Source organism: Psychroserpens sp. NJDZ02, from assembly GCF_004843725.1.
Classification (GTDB): domain Bacteria; phylum Bacteroidota; class Bacteroidia; order Flavobacteriales; family Flavobacteriaceae; genus Olleya.
Map to the genome: position 1 here is coordinate 945,701 of NZ_CP039451.1, position 21,526 is coordinate 967,226.

Consider the following 21,526-nt stretch of genomic DNA (forward strand, 5'->3'; position numbering starts at 1 on the left):
TTTAATCTTCTAATGCTTCCGACAAAACGTCTAACGAGCTATCCACGTCAGTTGCTTTTTCTTTTTTAATAATTTCTTCTCTTTTTGCACTAACACTTAACACTATCCCAATAGCCATACAAGTCATCCAAATACTGGTTCCACCACTACTAATTAAAGGCAACGTCTGCCCCGTAACAGGAAACAGCTCTACCGCCACCGCCATATTAATCATGGCTTGAAAAATAATAGGCAAACCAACACCTAAGACAAGTAACTTACCAAAAAAGGTGTCTGCTTTTTGAGACACTATTATTATCCTAAACAACAACCACATGTACAAGATCATTAATGCAAACCCTCCAAACAAACCATATTCTTCTACAATAATTGCATAAATAAAATCTGAAGACGATTGTGGCAAGAAGTTTTTCTGAACACTTTTTCCAGAGCCCACACCAACAATACCTCCCGAAGCAATTGCTATTTTAGCGCGCTCTATTTGATAATCCTCTTTTGAGTCCTCTCCATTCAAAAAACTTTCTACCCTGCTTATCCACGTATCGACACGATTTGGCATAGCTTCCGGAAAAGCTTTCGCCACTAAAACAAACATCGTTAACCCAAGGAGTCCCGCAAATCCCATTGCTATTAAATATCGTAATGGATAGCCTCCTAAAAACAATAACGCACAAGCCATTACAAAAATGATTGCTGTTGTTGAAAAATTTGAAGGCAAAATTAATGCTAATATGACAAATACAGGTGTCCAAAGTGGCAATATAGACTCCTTAAACGAAATCGTTTTATCTTTAATCTTAGACAAATACCGTGCAATATAAACCATCAAAACAACCGCTGCCAACGTCGAGGTCTGAAAGGACATATTAACAAACGGTATACGTATCCAACGACTGGCGTTAGCCCCACCAATAGTTGTACCCTGTAAGAACGTTAAAATCAATAACATAAACACAACAGGCATCATAACCATGGATAACCCTCTAAAATACCTATATGGTATTTTATGGACGCCATACATTATAGAAAACCCTAAAAACAAGTGCATAAAGTGTTTCACGAAATATGAAAAAGTACTACCACCACCACTAATATTAACCAAATTACTAGCAGCACTATATACAGGAAGAAATGAGAAAATAGCTAATAATGCAGCTATTGCCCAAATCAATCGATCTCCTTTTATGTTGTTAAATACTTGTTGCACTTCTATTTATAATTATACGTCTGTACGCCCTTTTTAGGCGTCATTATTTATTTATTTTTTACTCTAAATTGCACCACTCTAAAAATCAACCCTTTACTTGTTTTAAAATGATAGCATCCTTTATAAATTTCTTACAGCTTCTTTAAATTGACGCCCTCTATCCTCATAATTTTCAAACAGATCAAAACTAGCACAAGCAGGAGACAATAAAACAGTATCACCAGCTTCAGCTAATTTATAGGCTATTTTTACAGCTTCACTCATAAACTGTGTTTCTACAATAACATCAACCATTTCTCCAAAGCTTGCCAACAGCTTTTCGTTATCAACACCTAAACAGATAATCGCCTTTACTTTTTCGTTAACAAAAGAATACAATTCATTATAACTATTCCCTTTATCAACACCTCCAACAATCCAAACTGTTGGTGACGACACGCTATCCAATGCAAAATAAGTTGCATTAACGTTAGTTGCCTTAGAGTCGTTTATATACTGTACTTTGTTAATTTTAAGTACGTTTTCTAAACGATGCTCAACACCTTGAAAGTTTTCCAAACTCTCACGGATCGTTTGCTTTCTTATATTTAATAAATGTGACACTGTCGAAGCAGCCATCGCATTTTTTACATTGTGTTTTCCTTTTAGAGCGATATTTTCTGTTGGCATAATTATCTGATTATTATCAATTGTTATTATTATATTATCGTTATCCAAATACGCACCATTTTCAATTGTTTTTGTCAATGAAAACGGTACTAATGTAGCTTGAATAGTATTGTTTTTTATGTATTCTAAAATCACCTCATCATCTGCATCATAAATCAAATAATCCTCTTTTGTTTGATTTTTTGTAATCCTAAATTTTGAAGCAATGTAATTTTCAAATTTGTAATCGTAACGATCTAAATGATCTGGTACAATGTTGGTTATTATTGCAATTTTCGGTTTAAAGTTGAAACAACCATCCAACTGAAAACTACTTATCTCTAAAACATAATTATCAAAATCATGTTCTAAAACCTGCTTTGCAAAGCTATCTCCAATATTACCTGCAAGCCCTACTTCCAATTCCTGCTTTAGCAAATGATGCGTCAACATTGCAGTTGTTGTTTTACCATTACTTCCCGTAATAGCCACAATAGTCGCCTTAGTAAATTGGCTTGCAAATTCTATTTCAGAAATTACCGATACCCCTTTATTTAAAAGCGCTTGTATTATTGCAACTTTATCAGGAATTCCAGGACTTTTCATCACCACATCAGCATTTAAAACTTTAGCCTCTGTATGCTGCTCTTCCTCCCATTCAATCTCATTATGTATAAGAACCTTTTTGTATTTTTCTTTTATTTTCCCTTTATCCGAAACAAACACCTCATAACCTTTCGCTTTACCCAAAAGCGCAGTACCCACACCACTTTCTCCAGCTCCAAGTATTACTAATCGTTTCATTTTATCTTAATTTCAGGGTTACTATAGACAGTATTGCTAGAATAATCCCTACAATCCAAAATCGAGTGACTATTTTACTTTCGTGATATCCTTTTTTCTGATAATGATGATGTAAAGGCGCCATTAAAAAAATGCGTCGCCCTTCGCCATATTTCTTTTTTGTAAACTTAAAATAAGCCACTTGCAGTATCACCGATAAGGACTCTGCAAAGAAGATCCCGCACAACAATGGAATCAGCAATTCTTTTCTAATTACAATTGCTATAACCGCTATAACACCTCCAATAGTCAAACTACCCGTATCCCCCATAAATACTTGAGCCGGATAAGTATTATACCATAAAAAACCAATTAAAGCGCCTACAAAAGCTGCTATAAACACTACGACCTCACCCAAATTAGGAATAAACATAACATTGAGATAATCCGAAAACACTATGTTACCTGATATAAAAGCAAAGATCGCGAGCACAAATACGATAATTGCAGAACTACCCGCAGCTAACCCATCAATACCATCTGTTAAATTAGCTCCGTTAGACACTGCTGTTATTATAAAAATAACAATTGGAATAAACACTAACCAAGCATATTTAGCATAATCATCGCCCATCCACGAGACCAAATTTGTATAATCAAACTCATTATCCTTTACAAAAGGGATGGTTGTTTTTAGAGATTTCTCTGGCACATTAAATTCTCCTGCAGAGTTCTGAGTAATCAATTCGGTTTCATAAACAGGATTTACTTTTTCCGTCTTAATAGTTATCCCTGGATGAAAATACATGACTGCACCTACAAAAACACCAAGTCCGACTTGACCTAAAACTTTAAACTTACCACTAAGTCCTGCTTTATCTTTTTTAAATACTTTAATATAATCATCCGTAAAACCAACTGCCCCCATCCAAATCATAGTCACAATTAACATGATCACATAGATATTATCCAATTTGGCCAACAGCAATACTGGAATTAAAGTCGCTAAGATTATAATAACACCACCCATTGTAGGCGTCCCTGCTTTCTCTAACTGACCATCTAACCCTAAATCCCTAACAGACTCTCCTACTTGCTTTCTTTGTAAAGCCAATATGATACGTTTACCGAAAATTGTAGAAAACAACAATGAGATAATAATTGCCAAAGCTGCTCTAAATGTGATAAATTGAAACACACTAGCCCCTGGAAATTGGTAGTTTTTTTCTAAAAATTCGAATAAGTAATATAGCATTCTTTTAATATTTTATTTTTATTGTGACGCTCCGTTTATCTAAGAGGTGACAATACTTATTTCTGTAATTGTTTTAAAAATTCTTTCACTATTTTGAAATCATCAAAATCAGATCGCTCCCCTTTCACTTCTTGATAGGTTTCATGCCCTTTCCCTGCTATCAAAATAATATCATTAGGATTTGCTAACTGACAAGCGGTTTTTATAGCTTGCCTTCTATCCGCAATAGACAACGTCTTTTTGAAATTTTGAGGCTCCACCCCTTTTTCAATATCTTCAATAATGGTTTCCGGAACTTCACTACGCGGATTATCGCTTGTAAATATGACTTTTGTACTTAAAGCTGACGCAATATGTCCCATTTTCGGTCTTTTAGTTTTATCACGATCTCCTCCACAACCAACTACTGTAATAACATCTTCATTTTTAGTTCTGATATCATTAATTGTTTGTAACACATTTTGCAATGCGTCAGGCGTATGTGCATAATCCACAATAGCCGTAATGTTTGTTTCAGAGATTAAAAACTGAAAACGACCACTCACACTTTCTAACTCACTAATCAATCGTAACGTTTCTTCTTTTTCAAGACCTAACAATTCCGCAGTAGCGAAAATTGCCAAAATATTATAAGCATTAAATTCTCCAATTAACCGAATCCACACTTCATTATCATTAAGCTTTAACAACAAACCATTAAACTGATTTTCTAAAATTTGAGCTTTATAATCCGCATACGTTTTTAAAGCATAAGTATATTGTTTTGCTTTGGTATTTTGAAGCATGACACTCCCATTTTTATCGTCACCATTTGTTAATGCAAAAGCCGTTTTAGGCAACTCATCAAAAAAACGTTTTTTAACATCTCTATACTCTGCGAACGTGTCATGATAATCTAAATGATCATGAGACAGGTTAGTAAAAATCCCGCCTTCAAATTTTAATCCTAAGGTTCTGTTTTGATGAATTCCGTGAGAGCTAACTTCCATGAAGCAAAACTCCACTCCCTCATCATTCATCTTCTTCAAACACCCATTAATCGTTAGCGAATCTGGCGTCGTATGCGTTGCTGCATGCTCCGTATTATCCACCATTATTTTTACAGTAGACAACAAGCCTACTTTATACCCGGCTTTTTTAAACAACTGATATAATAACGATGCAATTGTTGTCTTACCGTTTGTACCCGTAACTCCTACTAACTTTAAGTTTTCCGACGGATTACCATAAAAATTAGCAGCCATAATAGCCAATGCACGACTAGAGTCATCGACTTGAATATAAGTAACATGTTTAGCCATATCACTTGGAAGCACATGACAAACCACAGCAATAGCCCCTTGTTTTATAGCACTATCTATGTACTGATGCCCATCTGTAATACTACCTTTAATAGCCACAAACACATCGCCCACAGCCACATCTTGCGAATTAAAGTGAATATTATGCACCATAATATCAGTACTACCCACTACCGCGTCTAACGTTACCTTATATAATATGTCTTTTAATAAATTCACGAGGCTTCTAAAACTATAATTTGATTATTCTTTAACTTAGTATTCTTATTTACAGACTGACTTGTAATCGTCCCTATACCTTTACAACTAACACTAACCTTAATGTTCATGTTTTCCAATAAAGCCAATGCATCCATAACAGGTAAACCCGTTACGTCAGGCATGATTGTTTTATATTTATTAGCCGTTTTATAATAGCCTTCATACTCCTTATCCACAGCCTTATCATCAACATTTAAAGACGCGACCTGATCAATTAAAGGCGTATCTGTAAATATTTTTTGTGCTATTTTTTTAAACACCGGACCAGACACATCCGCACCATAAAATCCTTTTTTAATACTCGGTTTATGTATAATTACGATACAAGAGTATTTAGGCTCATCCGACGGAAAATAACCAGCAAAAGACGATATATACCTTGGGTTACGCGCCCAGTCGTCCATCCAATACTCTACTCTTGCGGTCCCTGTTTTCCCACTCATTGAAAAATAATCAGAATACAAAGAACGCCCTGTCCCTCTTATCACCACGTTTTTAAGCATCTCCTTAGCAGCATTTAATGTGGCATCAGAACATATTTTTGGATTAATTATTGATTTCTCAAAAGACTCAATCTGCTTATCCAACTCTTTAACCTCTCTTATAAATCGAGGCTTAACCATAACACCATTATTAGCAACTGCATTATAAAAGGTAAGCGTCTGCAATGGCGTTAACCTTAAATTATAACCGTAGGCAATAGACGGCAATGCGTTACGACTCCATTTATCATCACCTGGTTTTGGAATCATCGGCTCTCCTTCTCCTTTTATAGAGATCCCTAATTTTTTATCTAAATTCCAACGACTTAAAATATCTAAGAAGCGCTTTGGATCCTTAGCATACGCATTATTTATAATGGTTGCCATCCCAATATTAGAAGACACCTCTAACACCTTAGCAGCAGATATCTTACCATTTCCGTGAGAATCTTTTATTCCCCTACCATAAAACACTTTATACCCATTACCTGTATCTATAATATCTGAAGTATCTATTTTCTTATCCTCTAACGCCGCCATTAAGGCCATTAACTTAAAAGTAGATCCTGGCTCATGAGACTCATAAACCGCATAATTCCGTTTCTCATAATAGTAACCCGATTTTGTTTTTCCTAAATTAGAAATCGCTTTAACCTCTCCAGTAGCCACTTCCATAACGACAACTGTTCCATGTTCCGCTTCATACAATTCTAATTGTTCCAACAAAGCATGATGCGCAATATCTTGGATATTTACATCTATAGTGGTATACACATCAAACCCATCTTTAGGTTCTACTTGATCATAATCAACAATAGGCTTCCATTGCCCTTTTCCTATTTTCTGCTTTAAACGCTGCCCGTCTTTCCCTCTTAAATAATCAACACCAAAAGCACCATCAATCCCAGCTCTGGTCACATTACCATCATCATCCGTACGCTCATACCCAATAGTACGCTGTGCAACTTCACCTAAAGGATGCTCTCTTTTTACTTTTTGTTCAACAATCAGCCCACCTTTAAACGCTCCTAATTTCAATAAAGGGAATTCTCTAAATTTCAAATAACCTGAATACCCAATATTTCTAGCCAATAAAAAATAACGGTTTTTATTAGCTCTTGCTTTTCCTAATTCTTTTTTATAAAACGTTGTTGGCTTTCCAGAATATTTAGATAAGGCTTCACTTAAAGGAATTAAATTGGCTTTAAAATTTTTATCCGATGGTGTTACCGCATCAAACAAAATATCATATTTAGGAATTGATGTTGCCAACAAGCTACCGTCTGAAGAATACACATTACCGCGATTAGCAGGAATAACAACATTCTTTATAGCACGCTTATCTGCAAGCGCTCTATACTCATCCCCCTGAACGATCTGAATGGTTAACAATTTGACAACCACAAGCACCCCAAAGACGAACATACATCCTGCGACAAAATACAATCTGTTTAATATGTTCTTTTCGTTTACTGCCACGATGTGAACTTAGGTTTGTGATTTAACAATTATTTTTTTAGGCGGAATTACGGAAGGCGCCAACCCTTTTTCTTTCATTTTTTTAACAACGGAAGATTCCATTTTCAGTTGCATCAATCTGGTCCTACCATCATACAACTCGGATCGCAATTCTTTAACTTGATTATTAAGCTTTGCTATCTCGTATACTTTTTTATCCAAACTATGCGAACTCGCAATCATTACTATTGCTAAAGCTGAAATAAAAAGAATCAGTCTCCAATTTTTAAAAGAATCTTCACTAACCAGAAAAGTCCCTCTTAATATACTATAGATACTTTTTTTCATTTATTACACCTTTTCTGCAATACGCAACTTTGCACTACGTGCTCGATTATTAATTTTAATTTCTTCTTTAGACGGAATAATTAGTCCTCCCACTTTTTTTAAAGGCACTTCAAAGCGACCAAAAACATCACGCTCCGGCTCGCCTTCAAACAAACCATTCCTTATAAAACGCTTAACCAAGCGATCCTCTAAAGAATGATAGGATATCAAACTTAAACGCCCTTCTGGTTTTAAAATCTCTGGCGTTTGCTGCAAAAACTCTTTTAAAGCTTCAATTTCTTGATTCACCTCAATACGAATCGCCTGATAGATCTGTGCTAATATTTTATTTTCATGCTTAGGTGACAAAAACTGCTGCAACACCTTTTTTAGCTGATCACTAGTTTTAATAATTTCAGTCTTACGATGCTCCACAATCAACCTAGCCATAGCAGACGCAGACCTTAACTCGCCATATTGCGCCAACACCTGTTTAAGCTGTTCTTCTTCATACTCATTAATAACATGGTATGCCGACAATGTATCATTCTGATTCATACGCATATCCAAAACCGCCTCAAAACGGGTTGAAAAACCACGTTCTGCTACATCAAACTGATGCGATGACACTCCAAAATCTGCCAAAACACCATCCACAGCTTTCACACCGTGAAAACGCAAAAAGCGCTTGATATATCTAAAATTTTCATGTATTAATGTAAACCTAGGATCGTCAATTGCATTTTCAAGCGCATCTTTATCTTGATCAAACGCGTATAACCTCCCGTTTTCCCCTAAGCGATTTAAAATTTCTCTACTATGTCCACCACCACCAAAAGTGACATCTACATAGACCCCATCTTCTTTGATAGCCAAACCATCCACGGTTTCATGTAATAATACTGGATTATGATATGCTGTCATCTTCATTGTCTTGACCCATTACTTCTTCAGCTAAATCGGCAAAATCTAATGTTGCGTCATCAATAGCTTTCTCATACTTCGTTTTATCCCAAATTTCAACAATATTAACAGCCGAAGACATTACAATATCTTTAGCTATTGACGCAAACCCTACCAAATCCTTTGGTATTAGCAACCGTCCATTTGTATCCACTTCCACCAATTTTACTCCCGCAGTAAACCTGCGAATAAAATCGTTATTTTTCTTTTTAAAACGATTAAGCTTATTTACTTTTAGCATTAATGCGTCCCATTCTTGCATTGGATACAATTCCAAACACTCCTGAAACACTGCTCGTTTTATAACAAATCCATTTTGTAACTCGGGAGCCAACTGCTTTTTCAGCGCAGCAGGCAGCATAAGCCGTCCTTTTGCGTCTACTTTACATTCGTATGTCCCTATTAATGAGTTCACAACCTTTTTTTAGCGTCTAAATTTGTAAAAATCAAATATATTGAAAATTTTACCACATCTTACCACATTTTACCACATTGTTAATAAGTATTACCACTTTAACAGGTTACCCCCTTTTAAAATCGATTAATAGTCAATAAAATCGGTTAACTAGAAGAGTAATAACTAAGTGGGAGGAAATTTAAATTTTCTTAAAAAAAAGTCTACTCAACTAAATCATTAAAATGTCGATTTTTTAAATGAAATACTTATATTTGCTTTCGATGTAAACTACTAATCGTTAATGACTAGAATACTTAAAAAAGAAGGAAAATTCAACTATATTGAAGTTGGAGAAGGACAGCCAATAATTGTACTTCACGGACTTATGGGAGGATTAAGTAATTTTGAAGCAGTAACCACTTTTTTTAGCACTAAGGGGTACAAAGTCATTATTCCAGAATTACCTATTTACAGTAAGCCACTACTTAAAACAAATGTTAAATCGTTTGCTAAATATTTATACGATTTTATTCTTTTTAAAGAACTTGAAAACGTCGTATTATTAGGAAACTCACTAGGTGGACATATTGGTTTATACCATACAAAAATGCACCCTGAAACAGTTAAAGCTTTAGTTATTACCGGAAGTTCTGGATTATACGAAAGTGCAATGGGTGGCGGTTATACCAAACGTAGCGATTACGAAGTCATTAAGAAAAAAGCACAAGAAGTTTTTTACGACCCTGCAGTGGCTACTAAAGACATTGTAGACGAAGTTTACGAAACCGTAAACAACCGTAATAAACTAATTAAGACCTTAGCTATTGCCAAAAGTGCGATTAGACACAATATGGCTAAAGACTTGCCAAAAATGACGACACCGACCTGTATCATTTGGGGTAAAAATGACGGCGTTACACCTCCTGAGGTTGCTGACGAGTTTAATGCGTTGTTACCAGATTCTGATTTATTTTGGATTGATAAATGTGGCCACGCTGCTATGATGGAACATCCTGATACTTTTAATCAAATTTTATTTGATTGGTTTAAAGCACGCAAAATATAGTTTTTAAAGCGTTTTAAAAGCTTAAACTTTTTTGATTACTTTATTGTCCTTACTTTTACACCGACTCTAATGGCTAACTATGTATTGGCCTGAGCTTTTTGTTTAATTTAAATACGCTTTTTGCTTTCGCAGAAACACATACCTATGCACATTAAATCTGCCGAATTTGTAACCAGTAATTCTGACGCCTCAAAATGCCCCAAAGACCGCTTACCTGAATATGCTTTTATTGGTAGAAGTAATGTTGGAAAATCGTCTTTAATAAATATGCTTACAAGCAGAAAAAGCTTAGCTAAAACCTCTGGACGCCCAGGAAAAACACAGCTAATAAACCACTTTACAATTAACAAAGAATGGTTTTTAGTGGATTTACCTGGCTATGGTTATGCCAAAGTCTCTAAAAGTGCAAAAAAAGTCTTTCAAAAATTTATTACTCAATATTTTGAACAACGCGAACAATTAGTAACCGCATTTGTATTAGTAGACATTAGACACTTACCCCAACCTATTGATCAAGAATTTATGCAGTATTTAGGAGAAAAAGGTATTCCGTTTTCTATCATATTTACTAAAGCCGACAAGCTTAAACCAAAAGCTATTGACAACCATGTTGACGCTTACAAAAACATCTTGTTAGAAACTTGGGAAGAGATGCCCAATTACTTTGTCACCTCTTCTAGCAAAGACATCGGAAAAGAAGATGTCCTTGGTTATATTGATAGTTTAAATCAAAGTTTTGTAATAGATTAATACTATTATAAAAACCAAAATCAGGAACAAAAGTTCCTCATATCCCGTAATATTTAGGGGATATATGGAACAAAAGTCATCATATAACTAGTTGTAAAACATTATGAAAAAAATTCTGTACATATTAATAATATTCTGTTTCGGATTTAAATGCGCTGATAAAAATTGCGGTTTGAATAACGGAAAATATAAAGTTATTTATGACAAACAGTTTTCTGACTATCCAAAATTTGAGTTTGAAATAGTCGGACAAAACTTAACCGAAATAAACTCTGAATTAAATCGTAGCTATCAGATTGAAAGTCTTGGAGAGAATTCTTTTAGGTTAAAATCTCTTGAAAAACAAAAAGACTCGTTGACTGAATTTCAAAAAATGTTAACCTCAAATGGAAAACCATATTATGAGATTACGAATTGTAAAAATGATACAATTGATTTTACATTGCGAGTGAACTTGCACGTGATTTCACATTCTGGAAAATTTGTACGAATAAAATGAACAAAAATGTTTTGACAATCATATTGACTTTAATTAGTTTTTTGACTTTTGGACAAGAAACCGAACTGAATACGATTGAATTGGATAGTATTTACGTCCGAGCATTAAATAACAGATTTGATCTTTTACTTTCAAGCGGTTGGAAATATGTAGAACTGAATGAAAACGGAAAACGAATTTCCAAACTGAATGTATCTGACCGATACAAATTCCTGACTAATGGAGAACTAATTGACTTATCAATTAAAGAAAAAAAGACAATTCGAGTTTTGCGTCTGACTCATAAAATAATCGGAATTGACACAGTTGACGTGAATTTTGGAATTGTAAATATTACTGGAAAACGGAAAATTCATTTCAATAATGGTCTGAAATTTAAAAAGGCAGATTTTGCATTAGAATGTGGCGGAACAAATGGCTACGTTCCTGATATGAGATTTATATTTGACCAAAAGAAAAATAATTGGGAATTAACAGATGGAAAATATAAAATTCCGAGTGAATAAAAAACGTTTTACAATCGAGTAGACGGCTCCGACTAAAATAGCCGGAGTGCGCCTCTCACACCACCGCACGTACGGGTCTCGTATACGGCGGTTCACCAAATTGAAGTTTGCGTATTATTAATATAATCTAACAAAGGTTTATACCCTTTTCGTTTAAGCCTAGAAGTTGTGATAGTAGTCTTTAAAATAGGACTTTGAGCTACTGCCCAACCTCCCATTCTGGTTCTACTCCAAGCATAAGCTTGTCCTGCCTCTACACCTAATTGAATCAAGTTTTTACGCTTGCGTTCTAGTTTCTTCCAATCATGCCAAATACAATAGCGTAATCGATTTCTTAACCATTCATCTAGCTTTTTACTTTTTGCATAGATGTTTGTTAAGCGATAATTAGTCATCCAGCCTCGGCAGACTTGGTTAAGCCGTTCAAGACGTTCTAACAACGACATCGGTTTGGTTTTCTTGGTGATACTTTTTAGATTACGTTTAAACTTTGCCCAACTGTTCTTAGCTACCACTAATGCATATTGTCCTTTCACTCCCTTTTTATAAACGGGCACAAAACCATGTCCGAGTAACTCAAAATTTACAGGTCTACGCAGCCCACTTTTGGCTTTATTTATAGGTAATTTAAGTCTGTCTCTTAAAAAGACAAACAGTTTGTTTCCTATTTGTTTCGCCTCGCTTTTACTTTTAGCGTAAACGCTAAAATCATCAGCATAGCGCACATAACGCAAGCCCATACTTTTCATTTCTTTGTCCAGTACATCTAACATAATATTAGATAATAAAGGACTTATTGGACTGCCTTGCGGGATTCCTTTTCTGCGCTTTTTGAGTCTTCCATTTATTAAAATGGGAACTCTTAGCCATTTTCGGATTAACCGTAAGGTGGTTGGACATTTTACCTTGTGGTAAATAAGTTGTAGTAAAATACAGTGGTCTACTTGATCAAAGAATCCTTTTAAATCAATATCTACAATATCTTGGTAACCTGAATTGATATACGTTTGAGCTTGTAGTACTGCTTTTTGGATGTTCTTTTGTGGGCGGAAGCCGTAACTAACGGGTTCAAAATCATACTCAAAATGAACCATTAATTGCTGACTTACCGCCTGTTGTAGCCACCTATCTACTACCGTGGGTATTCCTAAAAGTCTAGTTTTACCTTGTCCTTTTGGAATGCTTACCCCTAATATTGGTTTTGGAGTATAGCGGTTTTCTCGAATGGTGGATAGCACTATTGAACGGTTTTCTAATATATATTTAGAAAGCTTCGTTGTTTTCATACCATCTACACCGCTCGCACCTTTATTGCGCTCCACTTGTCGTGTTGCTTTATAAAGGTTTGTTGCTGCTAATACGTTTTCAATCATAGGGTTAATAATACGTGTACTCCTGTTGCTCTAAAACTAGGCTAGCTAAGCATCCTAATCGAATGACAACGTAATTTAATGTTCAGTCCTTCCTTACTTGTGAGACCTATGGGGGTTTCCCAACTCGTTTCCTGTAAGTACTATGACTTCTGCTGACTTCTCCAAATAGTCAACTCGTAACTTTGGAGACCTCCCCAGGTAATGGCATCTTCTTTCACTCAATCACTGCCGTATCTACATAATTACCCTTTTAGCACTATTTGGGCGTTACAATGATGTGCTTGCTTACCCGAATAACTATGCCTCTGTATACGATTTCTGTTCGTCAGTACCGAGTTTTGTAGTCTCGCTTCCTTCAGATAAAACCTCACGGTTTTCACCCTTGCGACTTACTAATGCTTCAAGACGTTACTCCTGCGCATAAGGGACTTGCACCCTCTAGATTAATTATCTACCTTTAGGTAAATAAAAAGATGCCCATGCTGGGCACACACACCGTATATAATTTATTGCTGGCTTCTCGCCTACTTACGAAAGTCCTCGCGGACTTTCTTGGTTGGTAATTATTTACTAAATTAGTTGCTTGAAACACGCAACAAATCATATACAACAACGTTAGCTACTATAACTCGGAAAAATTACCAAACGGAATTCCACCAAACTTTACGCTGAAAAAACCACTTAAAATCTGAATTAGATAATGCGGAATCATTTACTCGAATTCGGAATATACTCTTGCGGAATATAGCCAGTTACGGAATAGTCACTCAAACGGAATTTTAAAAAAACATAATCACTTTGCGGACTTCACTCAGAAATAATCTTTTTATGCAGAATATATAAAATGTGCTTACTCAAATGTCTCGTAACAGTAGCTAACAATGCATAAAAAAAATTGCTATATTTAGAACTAATTTTAAAAGTCGTTGCACTTTTGCTACTTCTGATTTTCCTACGGAAAATCCTCGCACGCAAAAACGCAACTCTTTTTATACAAGACCGTTACCCAACATTAAAAAACATATCGAAATAGAATATGCTAAAGAAAATTTTTGACGATATTGGTATGACAGAAACTCTTGGTTTTATTGCTATTTGCGTTCTAGGTGTTTTGTATTTCTATTTTAATCCATCAATTGTAAAAGAATCTGAAATTCAGATTGTGAATATAAAATTGTCTGTAAAACCCGAATTCTCAAAAGCAACTACAGAAATTGCTGCTTATCTGAAATTGATTGACAACGATTATGAACAAAATTTTGAATTAAAAGATTGTTCTTTAAGCCTCATAAACAAAAAAGAACTTTTGAACCTTGATGTTGGAGATAATTTAAGAATTACAGCTAAGGCAAGTGATTTAAATTCAGGAAAAACATATGTGAATAATTATATCTCTGTTTACGGAATCGAGTTACCAAAAGGGAGAAAAATATTAGACATTAAAGACTATAATTCTTGTAAAAAAAATAGTTGGAAAAAATTCAAAACAATTGGAGTTGTTTTTTTAGTAATTCTAATTATTGGATTGATAAAAAAAAGAATAAAAAACGTTGGGTAACACGGTTTATAAAACATAGCTAATAAGTGCTAAACCGAAAGGTTTGAGTTTTATTTGCTGAGACCGCCAAATTTTTAATTTGGCTTTAAAACTGAAAAGTTAAATCAAAATATAAAAAATTAGCTCTGTGCTAAATCCAAAATGTAGTATCTTTTTGCACGCTACGTTTCATACACTGAGCCGTTAGCAACAAGTGTGTAAATCAGCAAACTAAGTTTTTAAGCCAAAGTTTATTGTCTATTTAAAAAGGGGAATTCAGGTTGGTACGCTCTGAAAAAAATATATTCTTTTACCACATGTTTAATCAAAAAAGACAAACATATTAATTCTGAATTTTGGCTTGCCCGAAGTCGATTTTTGCATCGAAAATTTTAGCAAAAAGATCGCTTTTAGCTTTTTATAAAATAGCTAAACTCTGAGTTTGATTATAACAGAATCTAATCTTTACGGCTGAATATTATGAAAATGGATTTTCCCCGGTTTGTTTTTAAAGACAACAACTTAGAAAACCAAAGGACAAAGCTGAATTTTAAAAAAACAGAAAGCTGAATAACGGAATTAAACCAGTTGCTAACACCGCGCATAATTAATATGCTTGGTTTTTATTGTCGTGAAATTCTGCCGAATTTCACTAATGGTTAGTTTTTATTTGCTAAATTAGTGGCTTAACGTCGCATACTAATCATGCACAAACACGTTGGCTACAATTAAAAAAAATCAAGAATGAAGACAAAATTTAATTTATTAATATTTTTAATACTTATTTCTCAATCAATCTATTCTCAGAAATCTGAAATGCCAAAAGAGCAAAAAGATTATATTCTTTCAATGAAATTTGAAATGACACAAGATTTATTTAAAAAACCTAAATATGATTTTAAAAGTCAAAATTTAGACTTTGATAAAAAATTTTTAAAATCAAACAAGACAAAGGAGTCAATTATTTCAAGTATAAAACATCTTGAACAAAACTCTAAACTTGAAATAAAAAATGAGCGAACAAAAAGTATAGAATTACGTTCAAGTTTTCCTAAAAATTTTGTTCAAGAAGAATTTCAAGTTATTTCTATTAAAATAGCAGAAACTAACTTATTTGGTAACAATAATATTCCATTGAAAACAATGAAATCGGAATCAACTTCCTTTAATGGTTTAAATATTATTCAATCTAATCAATTAAGTTTTGATTCTGAATTTGATAAAAATTTAACAGGAGAAGTTTCTTATAATGTAAAATTTATTACAAATTATTCCAAAGAAAAAATATCAAAAATTGATATCGGAAAAACTATAGAATTAAGTGGAAACGAATATAAAATTATTGACATATACGAAAATAAAATAGTCTTAAAATCTAACTTAGATGAAAAACTAACGATAGATGATATAAAAGTTAAATGTATTAATCTCAATAAAAATGGGAAAATGGAATTAGTATCTGACACTTTTAATATGTCATCAAGTCTAATTGACGAAAAAATATATAAACTTTTTAAAGACGATAAAGATTTAAGTCTTGACAATTACAAAAGTAACTTTTCATTTGAAACAGTAATGAACGAAGAACTAATAGGAAAATATATTATTATGGAATTACCTGCGCCTATTGAAAATGAAATAATACTTTATGAACCAATTTATGGAGTTAATGAAAAAATAACAGTAAAACTGTAGCCAACACCGGTAACCGTTGCACAACCCCTTAAAAAAGCATAAAAACAGCTTAAAATCTTTGATTTTAAGCTGTTTTTAATTTTAATATGCCATACTTTCTCTAAAATGCAAGTGGCTTAAAACATAGTATTCGAAGGCTTATTAGGTGGTTTTTGGTGCTTTTAATAAAAGCAAGTAGTCCTGCTATACTTTCTGGTAAGTTTTTCATATATTTTAAATACTTTTTAAGATTATAGGCTGTTGCGGATAGATGCATACATTTATTAGCTTGTTTAATCCCAAGGGTATTCACTTTTCCCATGCCTAAAAACTGGGTTAATGTACCAAATACAGGCTCTACCGTGCTTTGTCGTTTTCCTTTCATATAGCTTCCTTTTTTACTGTCAACTCGTGCTATATTCCGTAGGTATTCTGCGCGGTAATACGTTACGGAAAATGACTTTTCTTGTGCCGTTTTGCTTAAACAAGCGCTTCGTATTGGGCAATCTATACAAAGTTTTTTTGAACCTCTATAGGCCTTCTTTTTGGTGTTGTTCTTCTTTTCGTAAAACACCTTTTTAAAGGGAATAATTTTCCCTTGAGGGCAGGTGTAGTGGTCTTCTTTTTCATTATAAATAAATTCATCTGGCCCTCCTTTAAAGGTGCCGTGTGGCGGAATGTAACTGGTAATATCCTGCTTTTCTAAAAAAGCATAATTCTCGCCACTACTGTAACCAGTATCCGCGAGACAGGTGTCTATGGTAAGACCAGATTGCCATAAGCGTCGTTTTACACGCAATACAATATCTGGTAAATGCTGACTGTCTTTGCCATCGGCATGATAGGCCTTGATATCACTTATTACATGATGTGCGGCATCTACCGTGAGTTGACTTGAATAGTTTAGCTTTCTTGCTTTTCCTGGTTTTACACTTATGCGAGCATCGGGATCGGTTGGACTATAATGCGTTTTATTACTCGTATAACGTGAGCCTTTATTTCCTGCTCCAGGACGATGGTTTTGATCTTTTGACCATTTTTTGTTTCGGCTTTTTATCGCTTGTAATTCCTGACGGCTTGCTGATAATTCTTGTTGCAATTTTGGGGCTTTATTAACTTTGGCTGATCGAAGTGGCACTGCTTTATCTCTATTGCTTATATGTCGTAAGGCGCGTAAATGAGCCTCTAAATCTTCCTCTGGTACTTTAAGCTCTAAACTATCCATCGAAGCGTTTGCTTTTACAGGTGCGGCGTCGATAACTTGGGTATGACCACTTACCATATGCATGTCTACGCACATTTTGAAAACATGAGTAAATAGATTTTCAAAAACTGACTCTGGGTACAGTTGATGTGTTCTACTTAACGTAGAATGCCATGGTAATTCTTCATCGATATCATAGCCAAGAAAATACAGAATATCCAGTCGAAGACTACAATGTAACACCAATTTTCTATCGCTGGTGATATTCTCTAAATAACCAACTAAACAGAATTTGAAAAACACCACGGGATCTAAACTTTTTTGTCCACAGTTTCCGTAATAGATTTTTGTTTGATTCCGTAGAAATTCTAAGTCTAAAATTTCTGATAATCGTCTATAAAAATTGTCTTGGGGAACCCGACGACTCAACTGGAAATTGTTGAATAATTTCTCTTGATATATTTTTGTGCCTTGCATTATTAAATATACGAAATTTCTATATCTTTAACAACACGTTGTGCAACAGGCACACCGTGTATAATTAATTGCTTTGTAAGTGCTCATCTGGAATATTCCTTCGGAATATTCTCAGGTTCGTAAAAGTTTACTAAATTAGTTGCTAAACCACGCAACTAACCATACACATCAACGTTACCTTCCATAACAATACAAAATGAAAATAACTGCTTTAACTTTAGGTTTTCTTTTATTAACTAATTTCTCTTTCTCTCAAATTAAGAAAAAGGAATTAAACGGAGTATGGAAAACGGATAAAAGATTGTTTTCTAAAACCGACACTATTAAATTTTATTCAAATATAAAAAGTTGTTTTCAAACGGAATGGTCAATTGAAAAGGGAAAAATTAAGACAAACGAATTAAATATTTGTACTGAACCAAATCGAATAAAGAGAATTGTTGGTGAAGAAAAAATTAAATTTAAAAAAAAAGATTTCGGACAAATAATAGAATATTACCATAATGGAATTTTAACTAACAAATTCCGAATTATTGAACTGAATAAAAAAAATGAGTCAGAACTCAAGCTTATGCACTTTGACAAACTGACTGAACAAAAATTATATAAATATGTAGATTCTTTAGTTATAAAAGTATTGAAATACAATCCAATAGAATATATTAATATTGCGAATCTTTCACCTTCTAGAAGACATTTTCGACTTTGTGGAGACCCCACTCCTCCAGAACCTTCAATCATTGTCAATGGCTATCTATTAAAAAATAGAGAACCTTTAAAAGAACTATTATTAGCAGAAACTTATGACATTACTTATATGACCAAGGAAAAATCAGCAATGATTTATGGAACGAAAGGAGTAAGTGGAGTGATTATATTAAATACATCTGAAAGACGATATAAAAAAGTCAGAAAAAAATACGGCAGGTAATCGAGTAGACGGCTCCGACTAAAATAGCCGGAGTGCGCCTCTCACACCACCGTACATACGGGTCTCGTATACGGCGGTTCGTAAATCATCACGCCAAAGCTCTTTTCACCCTTGACACTATCTTCTAATTTAGGCATAGGCTACCACTAGTGCTCCTATGCGAATTTTGAAGAGAATTACGTTCAGTCCTTCCTTACTTGTGAGACCTTCTGAGGTATTGCCTCAACTCGTTTCCTGTAAGTACTATGACTTCTGCTGACTTCTCCATATAGTCAACTCGTAACTTTGGAGACCTCCCCAGGTAATGGCATCCTCTTTCACTGAATCACTGCCGTATCTACATAGTTACCCTTTTGTTACTGTTTGGGCGTTACAATGATGTGCTTGCTTACCCGAATAATTATGCCTCTGTATACGATTTCTGTTCGTCAGTACCGAGTTTTGTAGTGGTATTTGCTCATTAATCAATCACAAATAGCCTTCAGATAAAACCTCACGGTTTTCACCCTTGCGACTTACTAATGCTTCAAGACGTTACTCCTGCGCATAAGGGACTTGCACCCTCTAGATTAATTATTTACCTTTAGGTAAATTAAAAGATGCCCATGCTGGGCACACACACCGTATATAATTTATTGCTAGCTTCTCGCCTACTTTCGAAAGTCCTCGCGAACTTTCTTGGTCGGTAATTATTTACTAAATTAGTTGCTTGAAACACGCAACAAACCATATACGTATTCCAAGGTCAAAACCTAATTATTTAAAGACCTTTTTACTATGCTGCAAATTTTTGTAATTCGACATAAGGTGTTCCTCTTTTTACCACTGCGAAAGCTCTTGACAAAATCTTATTTCTAACATTATTTAAAGCTACCAGTTTTGGTTTACCTTCTGCAACTTTTTTCTCGTAATACTGTTTTAATTCTTTATCGCACTGTATTGCGCTAACACTGGCAAGTGTTAAGAGTGTTTTCATTTTCCGGTCTCCTATCTTATGAATTCTGTTTTTCCGGTAAATACTGGTTCCTGAACTGTGCTCAAAAGGAGCTACACCACAATAACTTGAAAACTGACGCCAACTATCAAATCGCTTAAAATTGTTCGTGTGGTATAACAATTGACATGATAATATTAGACCAACCCCTTTTAAGGTATTTAAAAGTTGATAATTCTTTTCCAATAACTCATCACTTCGTATTAGTTTTTTAATACTTTGCTCAAGTGTTGTAATTTGTTTTGTTAGATAATGAATCATCTTTTTGACAATTATACAACAATCATCAGTCGATGGACTACTAAGCAAGGTCTGCATTTCTTTAAGACTACTCATCTTACCTGTACGGTCTCGTACTAACTGTTCTCTAAAGGATAACAAACGTCCTAACTCTTGAATATCTTGCGCTTTTGGACTACTTAGAGTCAACTCTTCTTTGTAAAGCCATGCATATCTCGCAATCATTGCGGAATCAAGCTGATCTGTTTTTCCTCTAACAATTCCAGAAGATCGTTTAATGGTCAAAGGACTTTCTTCTACATAATCTATGTTGTTTTCTGATAAATAAACACTAAGATTTGTAGAGTAATGACCTGTATTCTCAAAACAGAAAAAACAGAGGTCTTTACCAAGGTGCTTTTCGACCCAAGATAATAGGGCTTTGTAACCTTTTGAAGTATTGGAAAACACACGGTGAACGCCTCTATTATAAATATGTGCATCAATTGTTAATTTAGATACATCAATACCGATAACATCTACATATTTTTTCATATTTTTAAATATTGTTCCTACTCAAAGAGGAATGATTAATAAATGTTGCTATGACTATCACCTTTATTAGGAAGTGATTCCTGGTATTCCAAATGGTCCTAAAGCAACCTAAGAAAGACAAGAGGACTTATACGTATAGTGGAACTATTATTCTAAACAACGTTCTAGTTCTCCTCTTGTTTCCTAGTAAAAGTAATAACTACTTTTGTAATGAGTATAAAGTAAAGAACAACGTTGGCAATAATTTTGACTCGTCCTGAAATAAGGCTACATAATTTTAAACATTATGTATAAAAATGACAAAGTAATTAGACGTTACAGCGAACCTTTTAAATTAAAAATATTAACAGAACTTAGTAGTGGCAAGCATACAAAGAGTGAGCTTTGTAAAATCTATTCTATAGCCCCTACTACAGTCAATGTATGGATCAAAAAATACAATCGTACAGACTTAATGAACACCAGAATAAAAGTGGAAACCAAAGACGAGATATCTAGAATTAAAACGCTTCAAAAAGAAATTGAACAGTTAAAAAAACTACTATTAAAAAAAGATCTAGATGCTATGGTACAAGACTCTTATCTAGAAGTAGCAGCTGAAGACTTAGGCTACAAATCTGTCAATGAGTTAAAAAAAAAAATAAGTATAAAGCCTTAAT

At 34.2% G+C, this 21,526-nt stretch carries 19 protein-coding genes; 8 read left to right on the forward strand and 11 right to left on the reverse strand.

From position 1 onward, the window contains the following. Nucleotide 1: 1 nt before the first annotated feature. The 8 genes from E9099_RS04230 to mraZ all read right to left on the reverse strand — a co-directional run bounded on the left by E9099_RS04230 (nt 2) and on the right by mraZ (nt 9,100). Nucleotides 2–1,207, reverse strand: a complete 1,206-nt coding sequence (locus tag E9099_RS04230; RefSeq protein ID WP_136582466.1) for an FtsW/RodA/SpoVE family cell cycle protein — start codon at nt 1,205–1,207, stop codon at nt 2–4. A 120-nt stretch (nt 1,208–1,327) separates the two neighbouring features. Further along, the gene (gene murD / locus E9099_RS04235; RefSeq protein ID WP_136582467.1) at nt 1,328–2,659 is read right to left on the reverse strand and encodes a UDP-N-acetylmuramoyl-L-alanine--D-glutamate ligase; all 1,332 of its coding nucleotides are present in this window, start codon (nt 2,657–2,659) and stop codon (nt 1,328–1,330) included. Between the two features lies 1 nt (nt 2,660). Continuing rightward, complete coding sequence (gene mraY, locus E9099_RS04240; protein ID WP_136582468.1) at nt 2,661–3,893, reverse strand: phospho-N-acetylmuramoyl-pentapeptide-transferase; 1,233 nt, start codon at nt 3,891–3,893, stop codon at nt 2,661–2,663. 56 nt (nt 3,894–3,949) lie between these two features. Continuing rightward, nucleotides 3,950–5,413 (reverse strand): UDP-N-acetylmuramoyl-L-alanyl-D-glutamate--2,6-diaminopimelate ligase, encoded by a 1,464-nt coding sequence (locus tag E9099_RS04245; protein WP_136582469.1) that lies wholly within the window; start codon nt 5,411–5,413, stop codon nt 3,950–3,952. Further along, nucleotides 5,410–7,362 (reverse strand): penicillin-binding protein, encoded by a 1,953-nt coding sequence (locus E9099_RS04250; RefSeq protein WP_136585130.1) that lies wholly within the window; start codon nt 7,360–7,362, stop codon nt 5,410–5,412. Before E9099_RS04250 ends, E9099_RS04245 begins: the two co-directional genes overlap by 4 nt. 63 nt (nt 7,363–7,425) lie before the next feature. After that, complete coding sequence (locus E9099_RS04255) at nt 7,426–7,743, reverse strand: FtsL-like putative cell division protein (RefSeq protein WP_101016784.1); 318 nt, start codon at nt 7,741–7,743, stop codon at nt 7,426–7,428. Between the two features lie 3 nt (nt 7,744–7,746). Then, nucleotides 7,747–8,652, reverse strand: coding sequence for a 16S rRNA (cytosine(1402)-N(4))-methyltransferase RsmH (gene rsmH / locus E9099_RS04260; protein WP_136582470.1), 906 nt, complete (start codon nt 8,650–8,652; stop codon nt 7,747–7,749). Continuing rightward, the gene (mraZ, locus tag E9099_RS04265; protein WP_101020918.1) at nt 8,630–9,100 is read right to left on the reverse strand and encodes a division/cell wall cluster transcriptional repressor MraZ; all 471 of its coding nucleotides are present in this window, start codon (nt 9,098–9,100) and stop codon (nt 8,630–8,632) included. The genes rsmH and mraZ overlap by 23 nt, the downstream gene beginning before the upstream one ends. Before the next feature lie 283 nt (nt 9,101–9,383). Between mraZ and E9099_RS04270 the strand changes: the two genes are divergently transcribed. The 4 genes from E9099_RS04270 (at nt 9,384) to E9099_RS04285 (ending at nt 11,903) form a co-directional block, all read left to right on the forward strand. Continuing rightward, a complete protein-coding gene (locus tag E9099_RS04270; RefSeq protein ID WP_136582471.1) occupies nt 9,384–10,148 on the forward strand; it encodes an alpha/beta fold hydrolase in 765 nt (254 codons plus the stop codon). Nucleotides 10,149–10,292: 144 nt separating this feature from the next. Continuing rightward, nucleotides 10,293–10,898, forward strand: a complete 606-nt coding sequence (yihA, locus tag E9099_RS04275) for a ribosome biogenesis GTP-binding protein YihA/YsxC (RefSeq protein ID WP_136582472.1) — start codon at nt 10,293–10,295, stop codon at nt 10,896–10,898. A 172-nt stretch (nt 10,899–11,070) separates the two neighbouring features. Next, nucleotides 11,071–11,397, forward strand: a complete 327-nt coding sequence (locus E9099_RS04280; protein WP_136582473.1) for a hypothetical protein — start codon at nt 11,071–11,073, stop codon at nt 11,395–11,397. Next, a complete protein-coding gene (locus E9099_RS04285; RefSeq protein ID WP_136582474.1) occupies nt 11,394–11,903 on the forward strand; it encodes a hypothetical protein in 510 nt (169 codons plus the stop codon). Before E9099_RS04280 ends, E9099_RS04285 begins: the two co-directional genes overlap by 4 nt. A gap of 92 nt (nt 11,904–11,995) precedes the next feature. Here E9099_RS04285 and ltrA read toward each other — a convergent pair whose 3' ends face one another. Next, nucleotides 11,996–13,276, reverse strand: a complete 1,281-nt coding sequence (ltrA, locus tag E9099_RS04290) for a group II intron reverse transcriptase/maturase (protein WP_136582475.1) — start codon at nt 13,274–13,276, stop codon at nt 11,996–11,998. A gap of 1,036 nt (nt 13,277–14,312) precedes the next feature. Here ltrA and E9099_RS04295 point away from each other — a divergent pair. After that, a complete protein-coding gene (locus E9099_RS04295) occupies nt 14,313–14,834 on the forward strand; it encodes a hypothetical protein (RefSeq protein WP_136582476.1) in 522 nt (173 codons plus the stop codon). Nucleotides 14,835–15,557: 723 nt separating this feature from the next. Further along, nucleotides 15,558–16,508, forward strand: coding sequence for a hypothetical protein (locus E9099_RS04300; protein ID WP_136582477.1), 951 nt, complete (start codon nt 15,558–15,560; stop codon nt 16,506–16,508). 100 nt (nt 16,509–16,608) lie between these two features. Here the strand turns inward: E9099_RS04300 and E9099_RS04305 are convergent, their stop codons facing one another. Further along, nucleotides 16,609–18,168, reverse strand: coding sequence for an IS1182 family transposase (locus E9099_RS04305; protein ID WP_136581760.1), 1,560 nt, complete (start codon nt 18,166–18,168; stop codon nt 16,609–16,611). Nucleotides 18,169–18,364: 196 nt separating this feature from the next. On the opposite strand from E9099_RS04305, the gene E9099_RS04310 reads away from it, so the two are divergent. Further along, on the forward strand, nt 18,365–19,099 hold the full coding sequence (locus E9099_RS04310) for a hypothetical protein (RefSeq protein WP_136582478.1): 735 nt from the start codon (nt 18,365–18,367) through the stop codon (nt 19,097–19,099). Nucleotides 19,100–19,874: 775 nt separating this feature from the next. Here the strand turns inward: E9099_RS04310 and E9099_RS04315 are convergent. Continuing rightward, entirely contained in the window at nt 19,875–20,867 is a 993-nt protein-coding gene (locus tag E9099_RS04315; RefSeq protein WP_136581761.1) for an IS110 family transposase, read from the reverse strand. Between the two features lie 286 nt (nt 20,868–21,153). On the opposite strand from E9099_RS04315, the gene E9099_RS04320 reads away from it, so the two are divergent. Beyond that, nucleotides 21,154–21,525, forward strand: coding sequence for a transposase (locus E9099_RS04320; protein ID WP_136582479.1), 372 nt, complete (start codon nt 21,154–21,156; stop codon nt 21,523–21,525). Nucleotide 21,526 lies beyond the last annotated feature (1 nt).

Bases quoted from the DNA above. Each gene is read 5' to 3' on its own strand.
- mraY (WP_136582468.1), bottom strand. From the start codon at position 3,893: ATGCTATATTACTTATTCGAATTTTTAGAAAAAAACTACCAATTTCCA.
- rsmH (WP_136582470.1), bottom strand. From the start codon at position 8,652: ATGAAGATGACAGCATATCATAATCCAGTATTATTACATGAAACCGTG.
- E9099_RS04310 (WP_136582478.1), top strand. From the start codon at position 18,365: ATGAAAATAACTGCTTTAACTTTAGGTTTTCTTTTATTAACTAATTTC.
- E9099_RS04285 (WP_136582474.1), top strand. From the start codon at position 11,394: ATGAACAAAAATGTTTTGACAATCATATTGACTTTAATTAGTTTTTTG.
- E9099_RS04320 (WP_136582479.1), top strand. From the start codon at position 21,154: ATGTATAAAAATGACAAAGTAATTAGACGTTACAGCGAACCTTTTAAA.
- ltrA (WP_136582475.1), bottom strand. From the start codon at position 13,276: ATGATTGAAAACGTATTAGCAGCAACAAACCTTTATAAAGCAACACGA.
- E9099_RS04270 (WP_136582471.1), top strand. From the start codon at position 9,384: ATGACTAGAATACTTAAAAAAGAAGGAAAATTCAACTATATTGAAGTT.
- E9099_RS04300 (WP_136582477.1), top strand. From the start codon at position 15,558: ATGAAGACAAAATTTAATTTATTAATATTTTTAATACTTATTTCTCAA.
- E9099_RS04255 (WP_101016784.1), bottom strand. From the start codon at position 7,743: ATGAAAAAAAGTATCTATAGTATATTAAGAGGGACTTTTCTGGTTAGT.
- E9099_RS04315 (WP_136581761.1), bottom strand. From the start codon at position 20,867: ATGAAAAAATATGTAGATGTTATCGGTATTGATGTATCTAAATTAACA.
- E9099_RS04250 (WP_136585130.1), bottom strand. From the start codon at position 7,362: ATGTTCGTCTTTGGGGTGCTTGTGGTTGTCAAATTGTTAACCATTCAG.
- E9099_RS04305 (WP_136581760.1), bottom strand. From the start codon at position 18,168: ATGCAAGGCACAAAAATATATCAAGAGAAATTATTCAACAATTTCCAG.
- yihA (WP_136582472.1), top strand. From the start codon at position 10,293: ATGCACATTAAATCTGCCGAATTTGTAACCAGTAATTCTGACGCCTCA.
- E9099_RS04295 (WP_136582476.1), top strand. From the start codon at position 14,313: ATGCTAAAGAAAATTTTTGACGATATTGGTATGACAGAAACTCTTGGT.
- murD (WP_136582467.1), bottom strand. From the start codon at position 2,659: ATGAAACGATTAGTAATACTTGGAGCTGGAGAAAGTGGTGTGGGTACT.